Annotated in this window: 14 protein-coding genes; 9 read left to right on the forward strand and 5 right to left on the reverse strand. The window is 72.5% G+C overall.

Annotated elements, in window-relative coordinates; genetic code table 11:
- Positions 1-24: 24 nt before the first annotated feature.
- Entirely contained in the window at positions 25-3,561 is a 3,537-nt protein-coding gene (locus E1293_RS09165; protein ID WP_132195879.1) for an alpha-N-acetylglucosaminidase TIM-barrel domain-containing protein, read from the forward strand.
- On the opposite strand, the gene E1293_RS09170 is transcribed toward E1293_RS09165, so the two are convergent.
- Entirely contained in the window at positions 3,562-4,461 is a 900-nt protein-coding gene (locus tag E1293_RS09170) for a LysR family transcriptional regulator (RefSeq protein ID WP_132195881.1), read from the reverse strand.
- Between the two features lie 73 nt (positions 4,462-4,534).
- On the opposite strand from E1293_RS09170, the gene E1293_RS09175 reads away from it, so the two are divergent.
- Positions 4,535-5,383 carry an EamA family transporter gene (locus tag E1293_RS09175; protein ID WP_132195883.1) on the forward strand — a complete coding sequence of 283 codons (849 nt, stop codon included), beginning with the start codon at positions 4,535-4,537 and terminating at the stop codon, positions 5,381-5,383.
- 26 nt (positions 5,384-5,409) lie between these two features.
- Complete coding sequence (locus E1293_RS50145; RefSeq protein ID WP_279473048.1) at positions 5,410-5,541, forward strand: hypothetical protein; 132 nt, start codon at positions 5,410-5,412, stop codon at positions 5,539-5,541.
- Positions 5,542-5,594: 53 nt separating this feature from the next.
- Here the strand turns inward: E1293_RS50145 and E1293_RS09185 are convergent, their stop codons facing one another.
- On the reverse strand, positions 5,595-6,026 hold the full coding sequence (locus E1293_RS09185; protein WP_132195885.1) for an SPW repeat protein: 432 nt from the start codon (positions 6,024-6,026) through the stop codon (positions 5,595-5,597).
- 168 nt (positions 6,027-6,194) lie between these two features.
- On the opposite strand from E1293_RS09185, the gene E1293_RS09190 reads away from it, so the two are divergent.
- The 4 genes from E1293_RS09190 (at position 6,195) to E1293_RS09205 (ending at position 10,871) form a co-directional block, all read left to right on the forward strand.
- Positions 6,195-7,277, forward strand: a complete 1,083-nt coding sequence (locus E1293_RS09190) for a TIGR03857 family LLM class F420-dependent oxidoreductase (protein ID WP_132195887.1) — start codon at positions 6,195-6,197, stop codon at positions 7,275-7,277.
- Complete coding sequence (locus E1293_RS09195) at positions 7,274-8,344, forward strand: phosphotransferase (RefSeq protein WP_132195889.1); 1,071 nt, start codon at positions 7,274-7,276, stop codon at positions 8,342-8,344. Before E1293_RS09190 ends, E1293_RS09195 begins: the two co-directional genes overlap by 4 nt.
- A 156-nt stretch (positions 8,345-8,500) precedes the next feature.
- Positions 8,501-9,304, forward strand: coding sequence for an SAM-dependent methyltransferase (locus tag E1293_RS09200; protein ID WP_243716116.1), 804 nt, complete (start codon positions 8,501-8,503; stop codon positions 9,302-9,304).
- A 49-nt stretch (positions 9,305-9,353) separates the two neighbouring features.
- Entirely contained in the window at positions 9,354-10,871 is a 1,518-nt protein-coding gene (locus E1293_RS09205; RefSeq protein ID WP_132195891.1) for a class I adenylate-forming enzyme family protein, read from the forward strand.
- Between the two features lie 13 nt (positions 10,872-10,884).
- Here the strand turns inward: E1293_RS09205 and E1293_RS09210 are convergent, their stop codons facing one another.
- Positions 10,885-11,835, reverse strand: coding sequence for an NADP-dependent oxidoreductase (locus E1293_RS09210; protein WP_132195893.1), 951 nt, complete (start codon positions 11,833-11,835; stop codon positions 10,885-10,887).
- Between the two features lie 49 nt (positions 11,836-11,884).
- Here E1293_RS09210 and E1293_RS09215 point away from each other — a divergent pair, with 49 nt between their 5' ends.
- Together E1293_RS09215 and E1293_RS09220 are read left to right on the forward strand one after the other, a co-directional pair.
- Positions 11,885-12,505 carry a TetR/AcrR family transcriptional regulator gene (locus tag E1293_RS09215; RefSeq protein ID WP_243716117.1) on the forward strand — a complete coding sequence of 207 codons (621 nt, stop codon included), beginning with the start codon at positions 11,885-11,887 and terminating at the stop codon, positions 12,503-12,505.
- Between the two features lie 156 nt (positions 12,506-12,661).
- Positions 12,662-13,459, forward strand: coding sequence for an SAM-dependent methyltransferase (locus E1293_RS09220; protein WP_243716118.1), 798 nt, complete (start codon positions 12,662-12,664; stop codon positions 13,457-13,459).
- On the opposite strand, the gene E1293_RS09225 is transcribed toward E1293_RS09220, so the two are convergent.
- Complete coding sequence (locus tag E1293_RS09225) at positions 13,443-14,762, reverse strand: FAD-binding oxidoreductase (protein WP_132195897.1); 1,320 nt, start codon at positions 14,760-14,762, stop codon at positions 13,443-13,445. The genes E1293_RS09220 and E1293_RS09225 overlap by 17 nt on opposite strands.
- Positions 14,763-14,843: 81 nt before the next feature.
- Positions 14,844-15,281 (reverse strand): DUF4267 domain-containing protein, encoded by a 438-nt coding sequence (locus E1293_RS09230; protein WP_132195899.1) that lies wholly within the window; start codon positions 15,279-15,281, stop codon positions 14,844-14,846.
- Positions 15,282-15,336: the final 55 nt, after the last annotated feature.

A 15,336-nucleotide genomic window follows, 5' to 3' on the forward strand; every position in this document is an offset into this window, starting at 1 on the left:
AAACCCTCGGTGGAGGTGTCCGGCATGGCGTTGGGCCGACGACGGGGAATCGGTGGCCGCTCCCGGGCGGTCATCATCGCGATGGCCGCGCTGCTGGCCGTCCCGCTGGCCGCGGTCGCACCGGCCGCGGCGGACCGCGGGCCGGCGGCCGCCCGGCACGGCACCGGACCCGCGGCCGAGGCGCTGCGGCGGATCCTCGGCGAGCACAAGGCCGCCCAGGTCACGCTCCGGACGATCGGCAAGGGCACCGGCGCCGACCGCTACCGGGTCTCCGCCGAGCACGGGCACCTCGTCATCGCGGGCACCACGCCGGCCGTCCAGCTCACCGGGTTCGGCCGCTACCTGCGGGACGTCGCGCACGCCGACGTCGCGATCGGCGGGACGCAGCTCGACCTGCCCCGGAGGCTGCCGCTGCCGGCCGAGCCCATCGAGGCGGACGCGTCCGTCGCCCACCGGTTCGCGCTCAACGACACCAACGAGGGATACGCCGGCGCCTACCTCAGCTGGGACGAGTGGCAGCGCCGCATCGACGCGCTCGCGCTGCTCGGCATCAACGAGGTGCTGGTCTACGAGGGCCAGGACGCGGTCTACCAGCGCACCTTCCAGAAGTTCGGGTACAGCGCCGCGGACATGCGCGGGTGGATCCCGCAGCCGGGCCACCAGTCGTGGTGGCTGCTGCAGAACATGTGCTGCACCGACTCGCCGATCTCCCAGCAGCTGGTCGACCGGCGCGCGGCGCTCGCCCGGCGGATGGTCGACCGGCTGCGCGAGCTGGGCATGACGCCGGTGCTGCCCGGCTACTACGGCACCGTCCCGACCGACTTCGAGACCCGCAACCCGGGGGCGAAGACCGTCCCGCAGGGCACCTGGAACGGCCTGGAGCGCCCCGACTGGCTCGACCCGACCGGGCCCGAGTTCGGCAAGGTCGCGGCGGCGTTCTACAAGGCGCAGAGCAGGCTGTACGGCGACAGCACGATGTACAAGATGGACCTGCTGCACGAGGGCGGACGTGCCGGGGACGTGCCGGTGCCCGAGGCGTCCAAGGCCGTGCAGGACGCGCTCGAAGCGGCCCACCCGGGCGCGATCTGGGCGATCCTCGGCTGGCAGAACAATCCGCGCAAGGAGACCCTCCAGGCGGTCGACCGGTCCCGGATGTTCATCGTGGACGGCATCACCGAGCAGCCCGACATCACCGACCGCGAGAAGGACTTCCTCGGCACGCAGTACGCCTTCGGCACGATCTGGAACTTCGGCGGCCACCAGAACTTCGGCGCCGGCCTGACCGTGTGGAACGAGAAGTTCCACGCGATGCTCGCCAAGCCGGGCAGCACGATGAACGGCATCGCGCTGATGCCCGAGGCCATCGACAACAACCCGGCCGCGGTGGCGTTCTTCGCCGGCATGCCGTGGCGGGACGGCCCCGCCGACATGGACGCCTGGTTCGACCGGTACGCGACCGCCCGCTACGGCGCCGCTGACCCGCACGCCCTCGCGGCCTGGCGGATCATCGGCAGGACGGTCTACGACTGGCCGGCGGGCAAGGACACCCGGCACGTGACCGGCCTGTTCGACGACCAGCCGAACCTCGCCGCCACCGGGACGCCGCTGCAGTACGACCCCGCCGAGTTCGAGAAGGCGCTGCGCGAGCTGCTCCAGGTCGACCGGCGGCTGCGGCGCTCCGGCGCGTACCGCTACGACCTCGTCGACGTCGCCCGGCAGGTGCTGGCCAACCGCAGCCGCCTGCTGCTGCCGAAGATCCGCGACGCCTACCGGGCCGGCGACCGCACCGCCTTCGGCGCGCTCACCGACCGCTGGAAGACCGAGATGCGCCTGATGGACGAGGTGCTCGGCACCGACCCCCACTTCCTCCTCGGCACCTGGCAGCGGGAGGCGGCCCGGCAGGCGTCCGGCCGCAAGGAGGCCGCGACGCTCGACTACAACCTGAAGTCGCTGGTCACGCTGTGGGAGAGCGACAGCCCCGGGCTCCAGGACTACGCGCGCCGCGAGTTCAACGGCCTGGTCGGCGGCTACTACGCCAAGCGCTGGACCATGTTCTTCGGCGAGCTGGCGGACGCGATGAGGACGGGCGCCGAGCCGCGGAAGATCGACTGGCGCGCGGTCGCCGAGAAGTGGGCGCACGCGGGCACCCGCTACGCCGCCGAGCCGCACGGCGACGCCCACCGGCTGGCCGAGCGGGTGGCCGGGGAGCCGGCCGGCGCGCTGGCCGTCGCGTCCGACCGCAAGGGCGTCAAGCCGGGCGGCAGCGTTCGCGTCACCGCGACGTTCACCAACGAGTCGTCGCTGAGTGCGGCCCGCAATGTGCGGTTCCAGCTGACCGCGCCGAGCGGCTACAAGGTCGAACCGACGTCCACCGGCTCGGACGGCGATGTCGACCCCGGGAAGACCAAGACCGCGACCTGGACGGTGACCGCCCCGTCCGGCGCCGAGGCTGGCACCCTGCCGAGCCTGGACGCCACGGTCTCGTGGCGTACCGCGGAGGGCGACTCCGAGCAGGCGAGCGCGCACGCGCTCCTCATGGTCGGCGGCAGCACCGTCGGACAGCCCTACAAGACCGCGGCGTCCACCGAAGCCGAGTTCGCGCAGTCCGGTGACACGGTCGGCATCGCCGCCGGCGGCAAGGACATGTGGGGCGGCACCAACGAGTTCGCGACCGTCTACAAGGACGGTGGGCTGGCTCCGGGGCAGGCGGTGTCCACGAAGGTGACCGAGCTGGACGGCTCGTCCCCCTGGACTCGCGCCGGCCTGGTCGCGAGCGACGACCTGGCCAAGACCGGTTCCGCGGGGTACGCCAACATCGCCGTCACGCCCGAGCACGGCTGCGTCTTCTCTTACGACGGTGACGGAGACGGCCGGCTCGACCATTACACGGAGGTCGGCGGGTTCGCGGCGGGCGACGTCTACGTCCGGCTGCTCAGGGACGGCGACCGGATGACCGGCTCGTGCAGCTCCGACAACAAGAACTGGGCGGTGGTCGGATCGGGCGCGGTTCCCGGCTCGTCCGGCGCGCAGGACGTCGGCATGTTCACCAGCGCGATCAACAGCCATACCTCGACCGAGGCGATCGCCCGCTTCGGTGGCGGCATCGCCGCGTCGCCCGCCACGTCCCGCGACGGGTCGGACGACACGCTGCAGAGCCTGCGCAAGCCGGTGACGGCGTTCTCCTCCGAGCCCGGCCGGCCGCCGGAGGCCGCCAACGACGGCAGCCGCGCCAACTCGCCCTACTGGGGCGGGCAGATGACCTACGGCGAGAACTGGTGGCGGGTCGACCTCGGCGCCGTCGACGACGTGTCGCGCGTGAACGTCCGCAACTACGTCGACGGCACCCGGTACTACACCTACCGGCTGGAGGGCAGCCTCGACGGCACCCACTGGTTCACCATCGGCGGACGCAACGGCCCCCGTCCGGCCGCCGACGCGGGCGACACGGTGAACACCGAGGCCAAGGCCCGCTATGTCCGGGTGGTCGGCTCCGGCAATACCGCGAACCTCACCTTCCACCTCACGGAGGTGAGCGTCTACGGCACGCCGGAGAATGCCTAGTCACCGGGCGGCCGCCTCGCGGAGGGCCTCCAGGCCGCGGGCGATCGGCGGCTGCTCCTCGCTGCCCCGGCGGACGATCGCGACGATGCGCCGGGACGGCACCGCCTCGCCGTGCAGCGGGACGCGGACGACGTCGTCGCCGGGCGGCAGCGGGGCCAGCCGGGGCACCAGGCCGACCCCGAATCCGCGGGCGACGAGCGCCGAGACGGCGAACCACTCATTGGCCTCGTGGGCGATGCGGGGCGTGTAACCGGCGGCGGCGCACGCGGCCAGCATGAGCTGGTGCTGGTCGGGGCGGCCGGGTGAGCCGATCCAGGGCTGGGCGGCCGCGTCGGCGAGCCGGGCCACCGCGTGCCCGGCGAGCGGATGCCCGGCCGGGACGAGCAGGTCCTGCGGCTCGTCGAGCACCGGCGACTGCGCGAACCGGGCGTCGCCCGGGGCGGGGGTCTGCTCGCTGGGGATGACCACGGCGATGTCGCAGTGCCGGGCGAGGAGCAGGTGGGCGGCGTCCTCGCTCTCCTTCTCGCTCATGTGGACGGCGAGCCCCGGGTGCCGTTCGCGGAGCCGGGCGGCGGCCGGCGCCACGAGCGCGGCCAGGGCGCTGGAGACGGCGCAGAACCGCAGCCGGCCGGACGTCCCGGCGCGGTGCCCGGCGAGGTCGGCGCGGGCCCGCTCCCACTGGGCGGACAGGACGTCGGCGTGCCGCAGCACCGTGTGCGCGGCGGCGGTGAGCCGCACCCGCCGCCCCTGCGCCTCCAGCAGTTCGACGCCGAGGTCGCGGGCGAGCTGGCGGAGCTGCTGCGACACCGTCGACGGCGTCAGGTGCAGCGCCTCGGCGGTCGCGGTCACGGTGCCGCGCTCGCGCAGCACCCGCAGCGTCTGCAGGCGATGGTCGATCATGTGGCTATTCAACACGATGATGTGCGGAATCTTTCGATGGACCCGAATGGTCACCGGCTCACAGACTGGCCGCATGGTGACCGAAACGAAGGCCGGACGGCGCGTGCCCGCGCCGCTGCTGATACTCGGCAGCGTGGTCTCGATCCAGGCCGGGCAGGCGGCCGGCAAGGCGATGTTCGGGCTGGTGGGGACCGCGGGCGTGGTCACGCTCCGGCTGACGTTCGCGGCGCTCGTGCTGCTGCTCGTCCGCCGTCCGGCCCCGCCGCGGCGGGAGTCGCTCGGCCTGATCGCCGCCCTGGGCACCGCGATGGCCGGGATGCACCTGATCTATCCGGCGATGGAGCGGCTGCCGGTCGGGGTCGCCTCGATGCTGCAGTTCCTCGGCCCGCTGACGCTCGCGCTGGTGAAGGCGCGGAGGGCGGCCGACCTGCTTTGGGCCGGGCTGGCGGCGACCGGCGTGGTCCTGCTCTACGGGCCGTCCGGCTCCTCGCTCCCGGCCGCCGGCGTCGCGTTCGCGCTGGCCTCCGGCGCGTGCATGGCCGCCTACCTCGTCCTGAACAAGCGCGCGGGGGAGCCGGACACGCTCGCCTGGGCCGTGGCCTTCGCGGCGCTCCTCGTCCTGCCGCTCGCGCCGCTCACGGGCGGGGCGCTGCTGCGGCCGGGCGTGCTGTGGGCGGGGCTGGGCCTCGCGCTGCTGTCCGCGGTCGTGCCGTGGTCGCTGGACATGGCGGCGCTGCGCCGGCTCCCCGCCCAGGTGGTCGCCGTGATGGTCAGCCTGGAGCCGGCCGCGGGCGCGCTCGCCGGCCTCGTCCTGCTGGACGAGCACCTGGGATGGCCGGGCTGGCTCGCCGTGGCCTGCGTGTCGGCGGCGTCGGCCGGCGCGGCGGTGTCTGCGGCGCCCGGCCGGGGGAAGCATCCATGACGTGGAACCGCTGCTGACCTTCGGACATGGCACCGCCGGGCGCGGGGAACCGGCCCGGCTGCTCCGCGACGCCGGGGTGCGGCGCGTGGTGGACGTCCGCACCGCGCCCGGCGGCCGTGCTCGTCTACGACGGCGTGGCCGGAGACGGCGGCGCGTGAAACGGGTCCGGGCCGGCGGCGGTCGCCGGCCCGGACCCGATCGGATGCGCCGCCTACGCGGACGTGCGCATCATCGCCACGCCCATCGCGGCCGCCCCGAGGACGACCGCGACGGCTCCGGTCACGACGTTGCTCCAGATGGTGGACGTCGTGGACATGTCGCCGGCCACCACCCAGGGGGCGATGATCGTCCAGACGCCGATGACCGCGGCCACCCACGTCATCGAGTGGGTGCGGCCGTAGGCGGAGGCGAAGCCGGCGGCCAGCAGGGTGAGCGCCACCCCCGCGATCAGGTTGTTGATCGTGAGGTTGGTGAGCCCGCCGAATCCGACGATCCAGGGGGACGCCGCCAGGTAGAGGCCGGTGAGGGCGATGAGACCGTGCACGCCCTGCGCCACCGGCGTCTCGGCCGCCGCCTCGTACCGGGCGCGCATCTCGATGATGTCGGGATGCTGCTCGATGCTTCCCGCGGGATGAGTGGTCATGGGTCCGCTCCTTCCTCTCGGCCGAATTTATATCGCCTTACGATATATTTTACCCCGGTGGCGGCCGCCTGACGCCCCGGCGCGAGATTTTTCACCCTTGATCTGGACAGCTGTCCAGAATAGAGTCCACGTCGTGACGGCCGCGCGGGCGCCAGAGAGGGACGGCCCATGACCGAACTCCCCGAACTGGGCTTCTACGGGCTCGCCGGGCACTCGGGCAGCCCCCGGGACCTGCTCGCCGAGGTCGCCGAGGGGGAGCGGCTCGGCCTCGGGTCGGTCTTCCTGTCCGAGCGCTTCGCGACCAAGGAGGCGGCCGCGCTCTCGGGGGCCGCCGCGGCGGTGAGCGAGCGGATCGGCATCGCGACCGCCGCCACCAACCACAACACCCGCCATCCGCTGCTGACCGCCACCTTCGCGACGACCATGCACCGGATGACCGGAGGGCGGTTCGCGCTCGGCCTGGGGCGCGGCTTCGACGCCCTCTTCGACGTCATGGGGCTGCCGCGGGTCACCACCGCGCAGATGGAGGACGTCATCGGCATCCTGCGCCGCCTCTGGCACGGCGAAGCGGTCGCGGGGCATTCCGGGCCCGCCGGGACCTTCCCCTACCTCCGCCAGGACCCCGAGTTCGACGAGGACGTCCCCGTCATCCTGACCGCGATGGGGGAGCGGACGCTGGAGTTCGCCGGACGGGTCGCCGACGGCGTCGTCCTGCACACTTTCTACACCGACGAGACCCTCGCGAAGGCCGTCGCCGCGGTCCGGCGCGGGGCGGCCGAGGCGGGCCGCGACCCCGCGTCCGTCCGCGTCTGGTCGGTGCTCGCCACGGTCGGCGACCATCTGGACGAGGAGCTGCGCCTGCGCAAGCTGGTCGGCCGCCTCGCCACCTACCTGCAGGGGTACGGCGACCTGCTGGTGGGCGTCAACGGCTGGGACCCGGCGGTGCTGGCCCGCTTCCGGGCCGACGACCTCGTCACCGGCTACCCGGGCGCGTTCGACGCGATCGGCACGACCGGCGAGCTGCGCCATGTCGCCGGGCTCATCCCGGACGAGTGGCTCGCGGCGTCCGCGACGGGGCCGCCGGAGCAGTGCGCGGCCCGCGTCCTCGACCAGTTCGACGCCGGTGCCGACAGCGTCATCCTCCACGGTGCGACGCCTGGGGAGCTCGGCCCGGTTCTCGACGCCTACCGAAGCGTCCGCCCGGCGGGCTTCGACGGCCTCCCGGCCAACCCGGGCCGGCCCGCCCGATGAAGATCATCTCCGAGCGGGACGAGCTGACCCCGTCCTGGCTCGGCGACGCCCTCTCCGGGCGGGTCGACGCCGTCGACGTGCGGCCCATCGGCACCGGGCAGATCGGGTCGTGCTACCGGCTGACCCTGACCGGCAGCGGCGTCCCCGCCCGGCTGGTGGCCAAGCTGCCCGCGGCCGATCCGGCCGCCCGCCCCCTGCTCGGCGGCGTCTACCGCACCGAGGTCCTCTTCTACCGCGAGATCGCCGGGACCGTCACCATCCCCACGCCGCGATGCCACCACGCCGCGATCGACGCCGACGCCTCCGCGTTCGTGCTCCTCCTGGAGGACCTGCACCCGGCGGTCCAAGGCGACCAGCTCGCCGGATGCACGTACGCGCAGGCCCGCGAGTGCGTGCTCGGGCTCGCCGGCCTGCACGGCCCGCGCTGGTGCGATCCGGCCCTCCTGTACATCGACGGGCTGCACCACAACACGGCCGCCGACGCGTCCGGTCTCCAGGAGGTCTACGGTCCCGCGGTCGAGACGTTCATCGGCCGCTTCTCCGGCCGGCTCAGCACGGCGGACCAGCACACCCTGCGCCGCACCGCCGACGGCATCGGCGACTGGCTGCTGGACCGTGCGGGGCGCTTCGGCCTCGTGCACGGCGACTACCGCCTCGACAACCTGCTCTTCCGGCCGGACGGCACCGGCGGCTCGACCACCGGCGACTCGACCACCGGCGACTCGACCACCGGCGGCGCGACCGCCGTCGACTGGCAGACGCTCAGCGTCGGGCTGCCCGCGCGCGACCTGTCCTACTTCCTCGCCACCAGCCTGCCCGTCGCGGACCGCCGCGCCGGAGAGCGGAGCCTGGTCGGCGCCTACCACGAGGCGCTCGTCGCCGAAGGGGTCGGTGACTACCCCCTTGAGCTGTGCTGGGACGACTACCGCTTCGCTCTGCTGCAGGGTCCGCTCATCACGGTCCTGGGGTGCGCCTACGGCGCCCCGAGCGAGCGCGGCGACGCCATGTTCCTGGCGATGGCATCCCGTGCGTGCACGGCGATCCGGGACCTTGACGTCCTCGCTTAGCGCGATGCCTCGTGCGTGCTTCGTGCGTTGCCCGGGGCATTACGGGACGCGGGACCGAATCGTGATCGGTAGTCCGGATGGAGCGGTCCGAGAGGCGGATCGGGCACCGTAGGGTGGCGGATAAGTGATCAATGTGGCGGCCGGTGAGGAGACACGGTGGCGGACGAGCGGCCCGGGCCGGGCGGATTCGACCCGAGGGTGCCGAACATTGCCCGGATGTACGACTACTACCTGGGCGGCAAGGACCACTACGAGGCCGACCGCGCCCGCGCCGAGGAGGCGAAGGCGGCGGACCCCACCCTGATCACCCTGATCAAGGAGAACCGGGCGTTCATGGGCCGCGCCGTCCGGTACATGGCCGAGCAGGGCGTCGAGCAGTTCCTCGACATCGGCACCGGGCTGCCGACCCAGCAGAACGTCCACCAGATCGCCCAGTCGGTGAACCCCGGCGCCCGCGTCGCCTACGTCGACTACGACGGCCAGGTCGTCGCGCACGGCCGCGCGATCCTCGCCGACTCGCCCGGCACCCGGATGGTCCAGGCCGACATCCGCCGCCCCCGCGAGATCCTGGAGCACCCCGAGATCACGCAGCTGCTGGACTTCACCAAGCCGGTGGCGCTGATGACGATCGCGACCCTGCACTTCATCCCGGACGAGGACGACCCGCCCGGCATCATGGCCGAGCTGCGCGACGCGCTCGTCCCGGGCAGCCACATGGCGATCACCCACGCCTCCGCCGACGGCGTCCCCGACATCGTCGCCAAGGTCGTGGAGGTCTACAAGAAGACGAACGCGCCCGGCACCGCACGCGACCGCGACCAGGTGACGGGCCTGTTCGGCGACTTCACGCTGCTCGACCCCGGCCTGGTCTGGGCGCCGCTGTGGCGTCCGGAACGTCCGGTCAGCATGGAGGAGGCACTGCCGATCTGGTTCTACGCCGGTGTCGGCCGCAAACTCTAAGGTGTGCACCCCGCTCCCATGACCAGCCGACTGGACGAGAGAGGGCGACATGCGGGCAGAGACGGTCGGAGTGGCACTTGAGCACGCGGCGGGCCGGGGCAAGGCGTTCTTGTACGACGGCGAAGGCACCGTCACCTACGCCGAGTTCGACGAACTGACCGACCGGGTCGCCGGGGGCCTGCTGGCGCGCGGCATCACCCGCGGAGACCGGATCGGGCTTCTCGGACTCAACACCCCGCAATGGCTGGCGGCGTTCTTCGGAGCGGCCCGGATCGGTGCTGTCGCCGTCCCGCTGAACGTCCGCTACCGGGAGCGGGAACTGTCGCACATGCTCGGGCAGAGCGGCGCCCGCATGGTCATCAGCCTGGGCGCCGTTCCCGACTTCGACTTCGCCGCGTTCTACGAGTCCTTCGGGATCCCCGCCGTGCCGTTCGGCGCGGGCTTCGACGAGCTGACCGCCGACCTGCCCGACGCGGTGGCTTTGGCGGCGGCTCGCGGCGCGGTGTCGTCGTCCGACCCGCTCATGATCCTCTACACGTCCGGGACGACGGGACGCCCCAAGGGCGCGGTCATCACGCACGGCAGCATCCTCGCCTCGGCTTACGCGCAGGCCGACCACTTCGCGATGTCCGAAGGCGACGTCCAGCTGGGCCACCTTCCGCTCAACCATGTCGGCGGCATCACCTGCACCGTCATGGCGTCCCTGGTCAGCGGCGGCTCCGTCGCGCTGCTCCCCGCGTTCTCCCCGGAAGCCGCACTGCGCGCCATCGAGCGCCACCGGGTGACGTACCTCGGCGCGGTCCCGACGATGTACGTGCTGATGCTCGGCCGCCCGGATCTCGCCGACCACGACGTCTCGTCCGTCCGGCTCTGCATCGCGGGCGGCTCCAACGTGGAACCGGCCCTGGCCGACGCCGTTCGCCGCGCCTTTCCCGGCGCGCCGCTTTACGGCCTCTACGGCCTTTCGGAATCGTCGGGCGCCTGCGTACTGTCCCCGGTGGACGACGACCCGGAAACGGTCTCCCGCACCCTCGGCGCCATCATCGGCGATTTCGAGGCCCGGGTCGTCGACCAGGAAGGCGATGCCCTTCCCTCCGGAGAAGGCGGCGAACTCCAGATTCGCGGCGCCTGCGTCACCGCCGGTTACTGGGATATGCCGGACGAGACCGCCGAGGTCTTTCTCCCCGGCGGCTGGCTCGCCACCGGCGACATGGTCGCCATGGAACCGGACGGCCATCTCGTCCTGCGCGGCCGCAAGAAGGAGATGTACATCCAGGGCGGATTCAACGTCTACCCGGTGGAGATCGAGAACGTCCTGACCGCGCATCCGAAGGTGGCGATGGCCGCCGGGATCGGCGTCCCCGACCGTGTGCTCGGCGAGGTGGGCCGCTTCTACATCGTCCCGCGCCAGGACACCGAACCGCCCACCCCGGAGGAACTGACCGCCTACTGCCGCGACCGCTTGGCCGACTACAAGGTCCCGCGCGAGTTCGTCATCACCCCGGACGTCCCGCTGACCCCCGTCGGCAAGATCCACAAAGCCCTTCTGAAGGAACGCGACTCCTGACGGCCGGGCCCGGTCAGTTCAGCAGGACGATCTTTCCGCGGGCGTGGCGGGTCTCGCTCAGCCCGTGCGCCGCCGCGGCCTCGCCGAGCGTGAACGCCGCCGCGACCGGCATCCGCAGCCTGCCCTGCCCGGCGAGCTCGACCGCGATGCCGAGGCCGTGGACCGCGAGCGGGTCGGCCGCGGCCCCGACCGCCGCGCCCGTCTCGTCGGCGGGCGCCCCGTGCGACATGTGGACGCCGTGGGACGCAGCGCTGAAGTCGGCGATCGTCACCACGCGCGCCGGGTCCCCGGCGATGGCGATCAGGTCCGGCAGTGCCCCTTCGGCGCAGTCGAACACCGCGTCCACCCCGGCCGGCGCCAGCGCGCGGACCCGTCCGGGCAGCCCCGTCCCGTACGTCGTCGGCTCCGCGCCGAGGGACCGCAGGAAGTCGTGGTTGTGTTCACTGGCCGTCCCGATGACGGTCGCGCCGCGCGCAGCCGCCATCTGGACCGCGGTCGTCCCCACGCCGCCGGCCGCGCCCTGCACCAGCACGGTGTTCCCGGCGCCGACCTTCAGCAGGTCGAGTACCCGGGTGGACGTCTCGACGGCGCCCGCCGCGCCACCGGCCTCCGCCCAGCTCCACGCGGCCGGTTTGGGCGCCCAGGCGGTCAGCACGGCGTAGTCGGCGTTCGCGCCGCGCCTGGTCGAGGCGGTCATGCCGAACACCTCGTCGCCGGCAGTGGCGCCAGTGACTCCGTCGCCGACCTCGTCGACCACGCCCGCGGCGTCGAACCCCGTCCGGTACGGGAAGGCGACGGGCACCACGTCCCGCAGGCTCCCGGAGCGGACGCGGACCTCTCCCGGCGAGACCCCCGACGCCCGTACGGCGATGCGGACCTCTCCCGGCCCGGCGTGCGGCGCCTCGATCTCGGTCAGGTGCAGCACGCCGGCCGGCCCGTACTCGGTGAACTGAACAGCTCTCATGCCGTGGACGCTAGAGGCTCGCCTGCTCAGGCTGGCTAAAGTGAGAACGGTGACCGCCCAAGTGGGAACGAAGCTGCGTTCGGACGCCCGCGACAACCGCATGCGCATCGTCGCGGCCGCCCACCTGGCCTTCGCCACCGGCGGCGCGGACGTGCCGATCCGGGAGATCGCCCGGCGCGCGGAGGTGGGCGTCGCGACCGTCTACCGGCACTTCCCGTCCAAGGAGGCGCTGTTCACCGAGGCGTTCGCCGAGCAGATGGCGACCTGCTCGGCGGTCGTCCAGGAGGGGCTGGCGGAGCCCGATCCGTGGCGCGGGTTCTGCCTGGTGATCGAGAAGCTCCTGGAGATGCACGCGCGCGACCAGGGGTTCCGCGCCTACATCGAGCACCTGCCCCAGACGGCCGACCTCGCCGCCGACCGCGACCGCGCGCTGCGCATGCTGCTGGAACTCGTCCGGCGCGCGAAGGAGGCGGGCGGCCTGCGGCCGGAGATCGTGGTGGAGGACATCGCCCTCGCGATGATGGCGAACGACGGCATCCGGGCCGAGTCGCCCGAGATGCGGGCCGCGGCGTCGCGGCGCCTCGCGGCCCTCATGATCCAGTCGTTCCGCGCGACCCCCGTCCCGAGCCCGCTGCCCCCGGCGGTCCGCCTGCCCCTGTCCGCCGGATAGGGCTCGGCCGGGTCCCCGGAAAAGGAGGAGGGCGCTCCAGGGTGCGGGATAACATGATCGGTACGGCAGGGGTTCGATGACACGAAAGCGAGCTGGGTTCTGGTGGCGAATTCCGGAACGGGGGAGTGGCCGGGCGATCACGCACCGTCCCTGGATTTGCGAACGGACGTCCCGCACTCGGCGCGCATGTACGACTACTACCTCGGCGGCAAGGACAATTTCTCGGCCGACCGGGATGCGGCCGCCAAGGCGCTGGAAATCTTCCCTGATATCGCCGTCGCCGCCCAGGCCAACCGCCGTTTCCTGGGACGCGCAGTACGGTTCGCCGCCGGCCTGGGCATACGCCAGTACCTGGACATCGGCACGGGAATCCCGGCCGCCGACAACACTCATGAGGTCGCCCAAGCGGTGGCCCCCGACTCGCGCGTCGTCTACGTCGACAACGACCCGATCGTCCTGACGCACGCGCGCGCTCTGCTCGCCGGCACCGCGGAGGGCCGCACCGCCTACCTGGACGCCGATTTCCGCGACCACGAGAAGATCCTCTCCGCGCCCGAAACGGCCGAACTCCTCGACTTCACGCAACCGGTCGCCCTGCTCACCGTGGCGCTGCTGCACTTCGTCCCGGACGCCGACGGGCCGGGAGATCTCCTGGAGCGCTACAAGGCGCCCCTGCCGCCCGGCAGCGTGATGATCTTCTCGCAGGCCACCGCCGACCTGGTCTCCGACCCGGACCAGTCCCGCGCCGTGGTGAGCAGCTACACCGCCTCCGGCGTGAACCTGACCGTCCGCTCCCGCGACCGGATCGAAGAGTTCTTCACCGGCTGGGACCTGGTCGACCCGGGCGTCGCCCCGGTGACCGAATGGCGCCAGGACGGCGACCCCAAGGACGCCGCCCTGACCCCCGCCCAAGCCGGCGCCTTCGGCGGTGTGGCCGTCAAACCCGCCCGCTGAGCACCGGGTAGTTCGCGCGGAACACGTTGTGCGGGTCGCGGGCCCGCTTGATCTCCCGCAGCCGCGCGAGCGCGCTGCCGGAGAAGGACTTCGCCGCTGTTTCACCGGGGGACAGCACGGTGTACGGCTTGCGGCCGCTGATGTAGGCCGCCAGGTCGGCCACGACGTCGGCCTGCTTGGCGCGCGTCGCATCGGCCGTGTGCGGCAGGCCGAGACCCAGCAGGCTGAGCAGGTACGGCTCGGCCACCGTGCCGCTCGCACCGGCCCCGCCGCCCGGCTCGGCGAGCGCCCCGCCCAGGTGCCGGATCTGCACGTTGATGAGCGGTTCGACCGGCTTGGCCAGCAGGAGCTCCACCGCGTCCGCGTCCAGGCCGGTGAGCAGCTCCGCGCGAGCGATGGACGGGACCGGATCGGTTGGCTCGGCGGTGATGTCACCCAGGTCGGCGACCGGGACGACGCCGCGGCTGTCGGAGATGGGGTCCCCGATCTTGTCGATGCGCGCCAGCAGGGCCTCCCCCTGAGCCGCCTCACCCAGGTAGGCCAGATCCAGTGTCACCATCGGGGGCGCGCCGGGTGGCTGGAACCGGTTGATCCAGACACTGAGTTCACGCGGCGCCTCGGCGGTGAGCTCCAGGAACGCGTCGTACACCTCGCTCGTCCGGTGCTCCGGCCAGATCACACGCCCGCCGTAGAGGACCGGCGCGGGATACAGCTCGAGTTCGAGGGCGGTCACCACCGCAAAGTCCCCGCCACCGCCGCGCAGCGCCCAGAACAGCTCGGGATCGGACTCGGCGGTCACCCGGCGCGGCTCGCCATCGGCGTCCACGATGTCGATGGCCCGCACGCTGTCGGAGGCGAAGCCGTACTTGCGGCTGAACCAGCCGACCCCACCGCCCAGGGTGTAGCCGGTCACGCTGACCCCCGGCGCGCTGCCGGACAGGCCGGTCAGACCCAGCGGTCCGGCCGCCGCCAGCAACCGCCCCCACTTCACGCCCGCACCCACGCGGGCCACGCGCTCCTCCGCGCGTACCTCCACCTCGTTCAGCAGGCCGGTGCGCAGCAGGATCAGGCCCTCCACATCACCCGAGGCGCCATGCCCGCTCGGCTGCGCGGTCACCGTCAGACCCGCCCGCCGCGCGTAACGCACGAGCGCCGCCACGTCATCGGCGTCCGCGGCCTCCGCCACGGCCGCCACCGGCTGCCTGACGGTCAGATTCCACGCGCCGGCCGCCTGTTCGAAGCCGTCGTCATCTGCCAGGAGCACGCGCCCTTTGAGGACTCCGCGCAGATCGTTGATCGTCATTGTCGTCTCCTTTTCGAGTTCTCGGAAATTGCGAAGCGATGCCGTGCTTGCGCGGTTCGGCCCCTTCGGGGGGCGCAGACGTCAGGCGGGCTGTGCGACGGGCGCCGGGGCGGCGGCCTCCTGGGTTTTGCGGACCTTGCCGGTCTCGCGGAGGATCAGCAGACCGGTGGCCGCGATCAGCGCCGAGGTCAGGCCGTGGATCCCGAACGCGGTGGCCATGGAACCGTGGTGGGCCAGGACGGTGGTCATGTCGCCGAGCGGGGCAATGGCCACCATCAGCAGAACCAAGCCCAGGGCGCGGCGGTGACCCGTCAGGAGCAGAATGCCCATGGCCAGGCCCATCGCGATTTCACGGCAGCCCTTCACGATGAGGAAGCCGCCGCCGTCGCCAGAGGGCCAGTCCGGCAGGCCGAAGCCCGGGGCGGACGTCTCGGGGGTCAGGACGAAGGACAACCCCAGGTAGAGGCTGAACAGGACGACGGCGGCGGCCAGGACGGTGTTGACGTTCTTCAGCGACACGGTTCTTCTCCTTATGACGCGAGCGGGGACCGCTATTGGTCGGCTGCGATGTGTT

The sequence above is a fragment of the Actinomadura darangshiensis genome, assembly GCF_004349235.1.
In the GTDB taxonomy this organism is placed as follows: domain Bacteria; phylum Actinomycetota; class Actinomycetes; order Streptosporangiales; family Streptosporangiaceae; genus Spirillospora; species Spirillospora darangshiensis.

Coding starts and splice junctions, on each gene's coding strand:
- E1293_RS09165 (WP_132195879.1), top strand. CDS start 25: ATGGCGTTGGGCCGACGACGGGGAATCGGTGGCCGCTCCCGGGCGGTC.
- E1293_RS09170 (WP_132195881.1), bottom strand. CDS start 4,461: ATGATCGACCATCGCCTGCAGACGCTGCGGGTGCTGCGCGAGCGCGGC.
- E1293_RS09175 (WP_132195883.1), top strand. CDS start 4,535: ATGGTGACCGAAACGAAGGCCGGACGGCGCGTGCCCGCGCCGCTGCTG.
- E1293_RS50145 (WP_279473048.1), top strand. CDS start 5,410: ATGGCACCGCCGGGCGCGGGGAACCGGCCCGGCTGCTCCGCGACGCCG.
- E1293_RS09185 (WP_132195885.1), bottom strand. CDS start 6,026: ATGACCACTCATCCCGCGGGAAGCATCGAGCAGCATCCCGACATCATC.
- E1293_RS09190 (WP_132195887.1), top strand. CDS start 6,195: ATGACCGAACTCCCCGAACTGGGCTTCTACGGGCTCGCCGGGCACTCG.
- E1293_RS09195 (WP_132195889.1), top strand. CDS start 7,274: ATGAAGATCATCTCCGAGCGGGACGAGCTGACCCCGTCCTGGCTCGGC.
- E1293_RS09205 (WP_132195891.1), top strand. CDS start 9,354: ATGCGGGCAGAGACGGTCGGAGTGGCACTTGAGCACGCGGCGGGCCGG.
- E1293_RS09210 (WP_132195893.1), bottom strand. CDS start 11,835: ATGAGAGCTGTTCAGTTCACCGAGTACGGGCCGGCCGGCGTGCTGCAC.
- E1293_RS09225 (WP_132195897.1), bottom strand. CDS start 14,762: ATGACGATCAACGATCTGCGCGGAGTCCTCAAAGGGCGCGTGCTCCTG.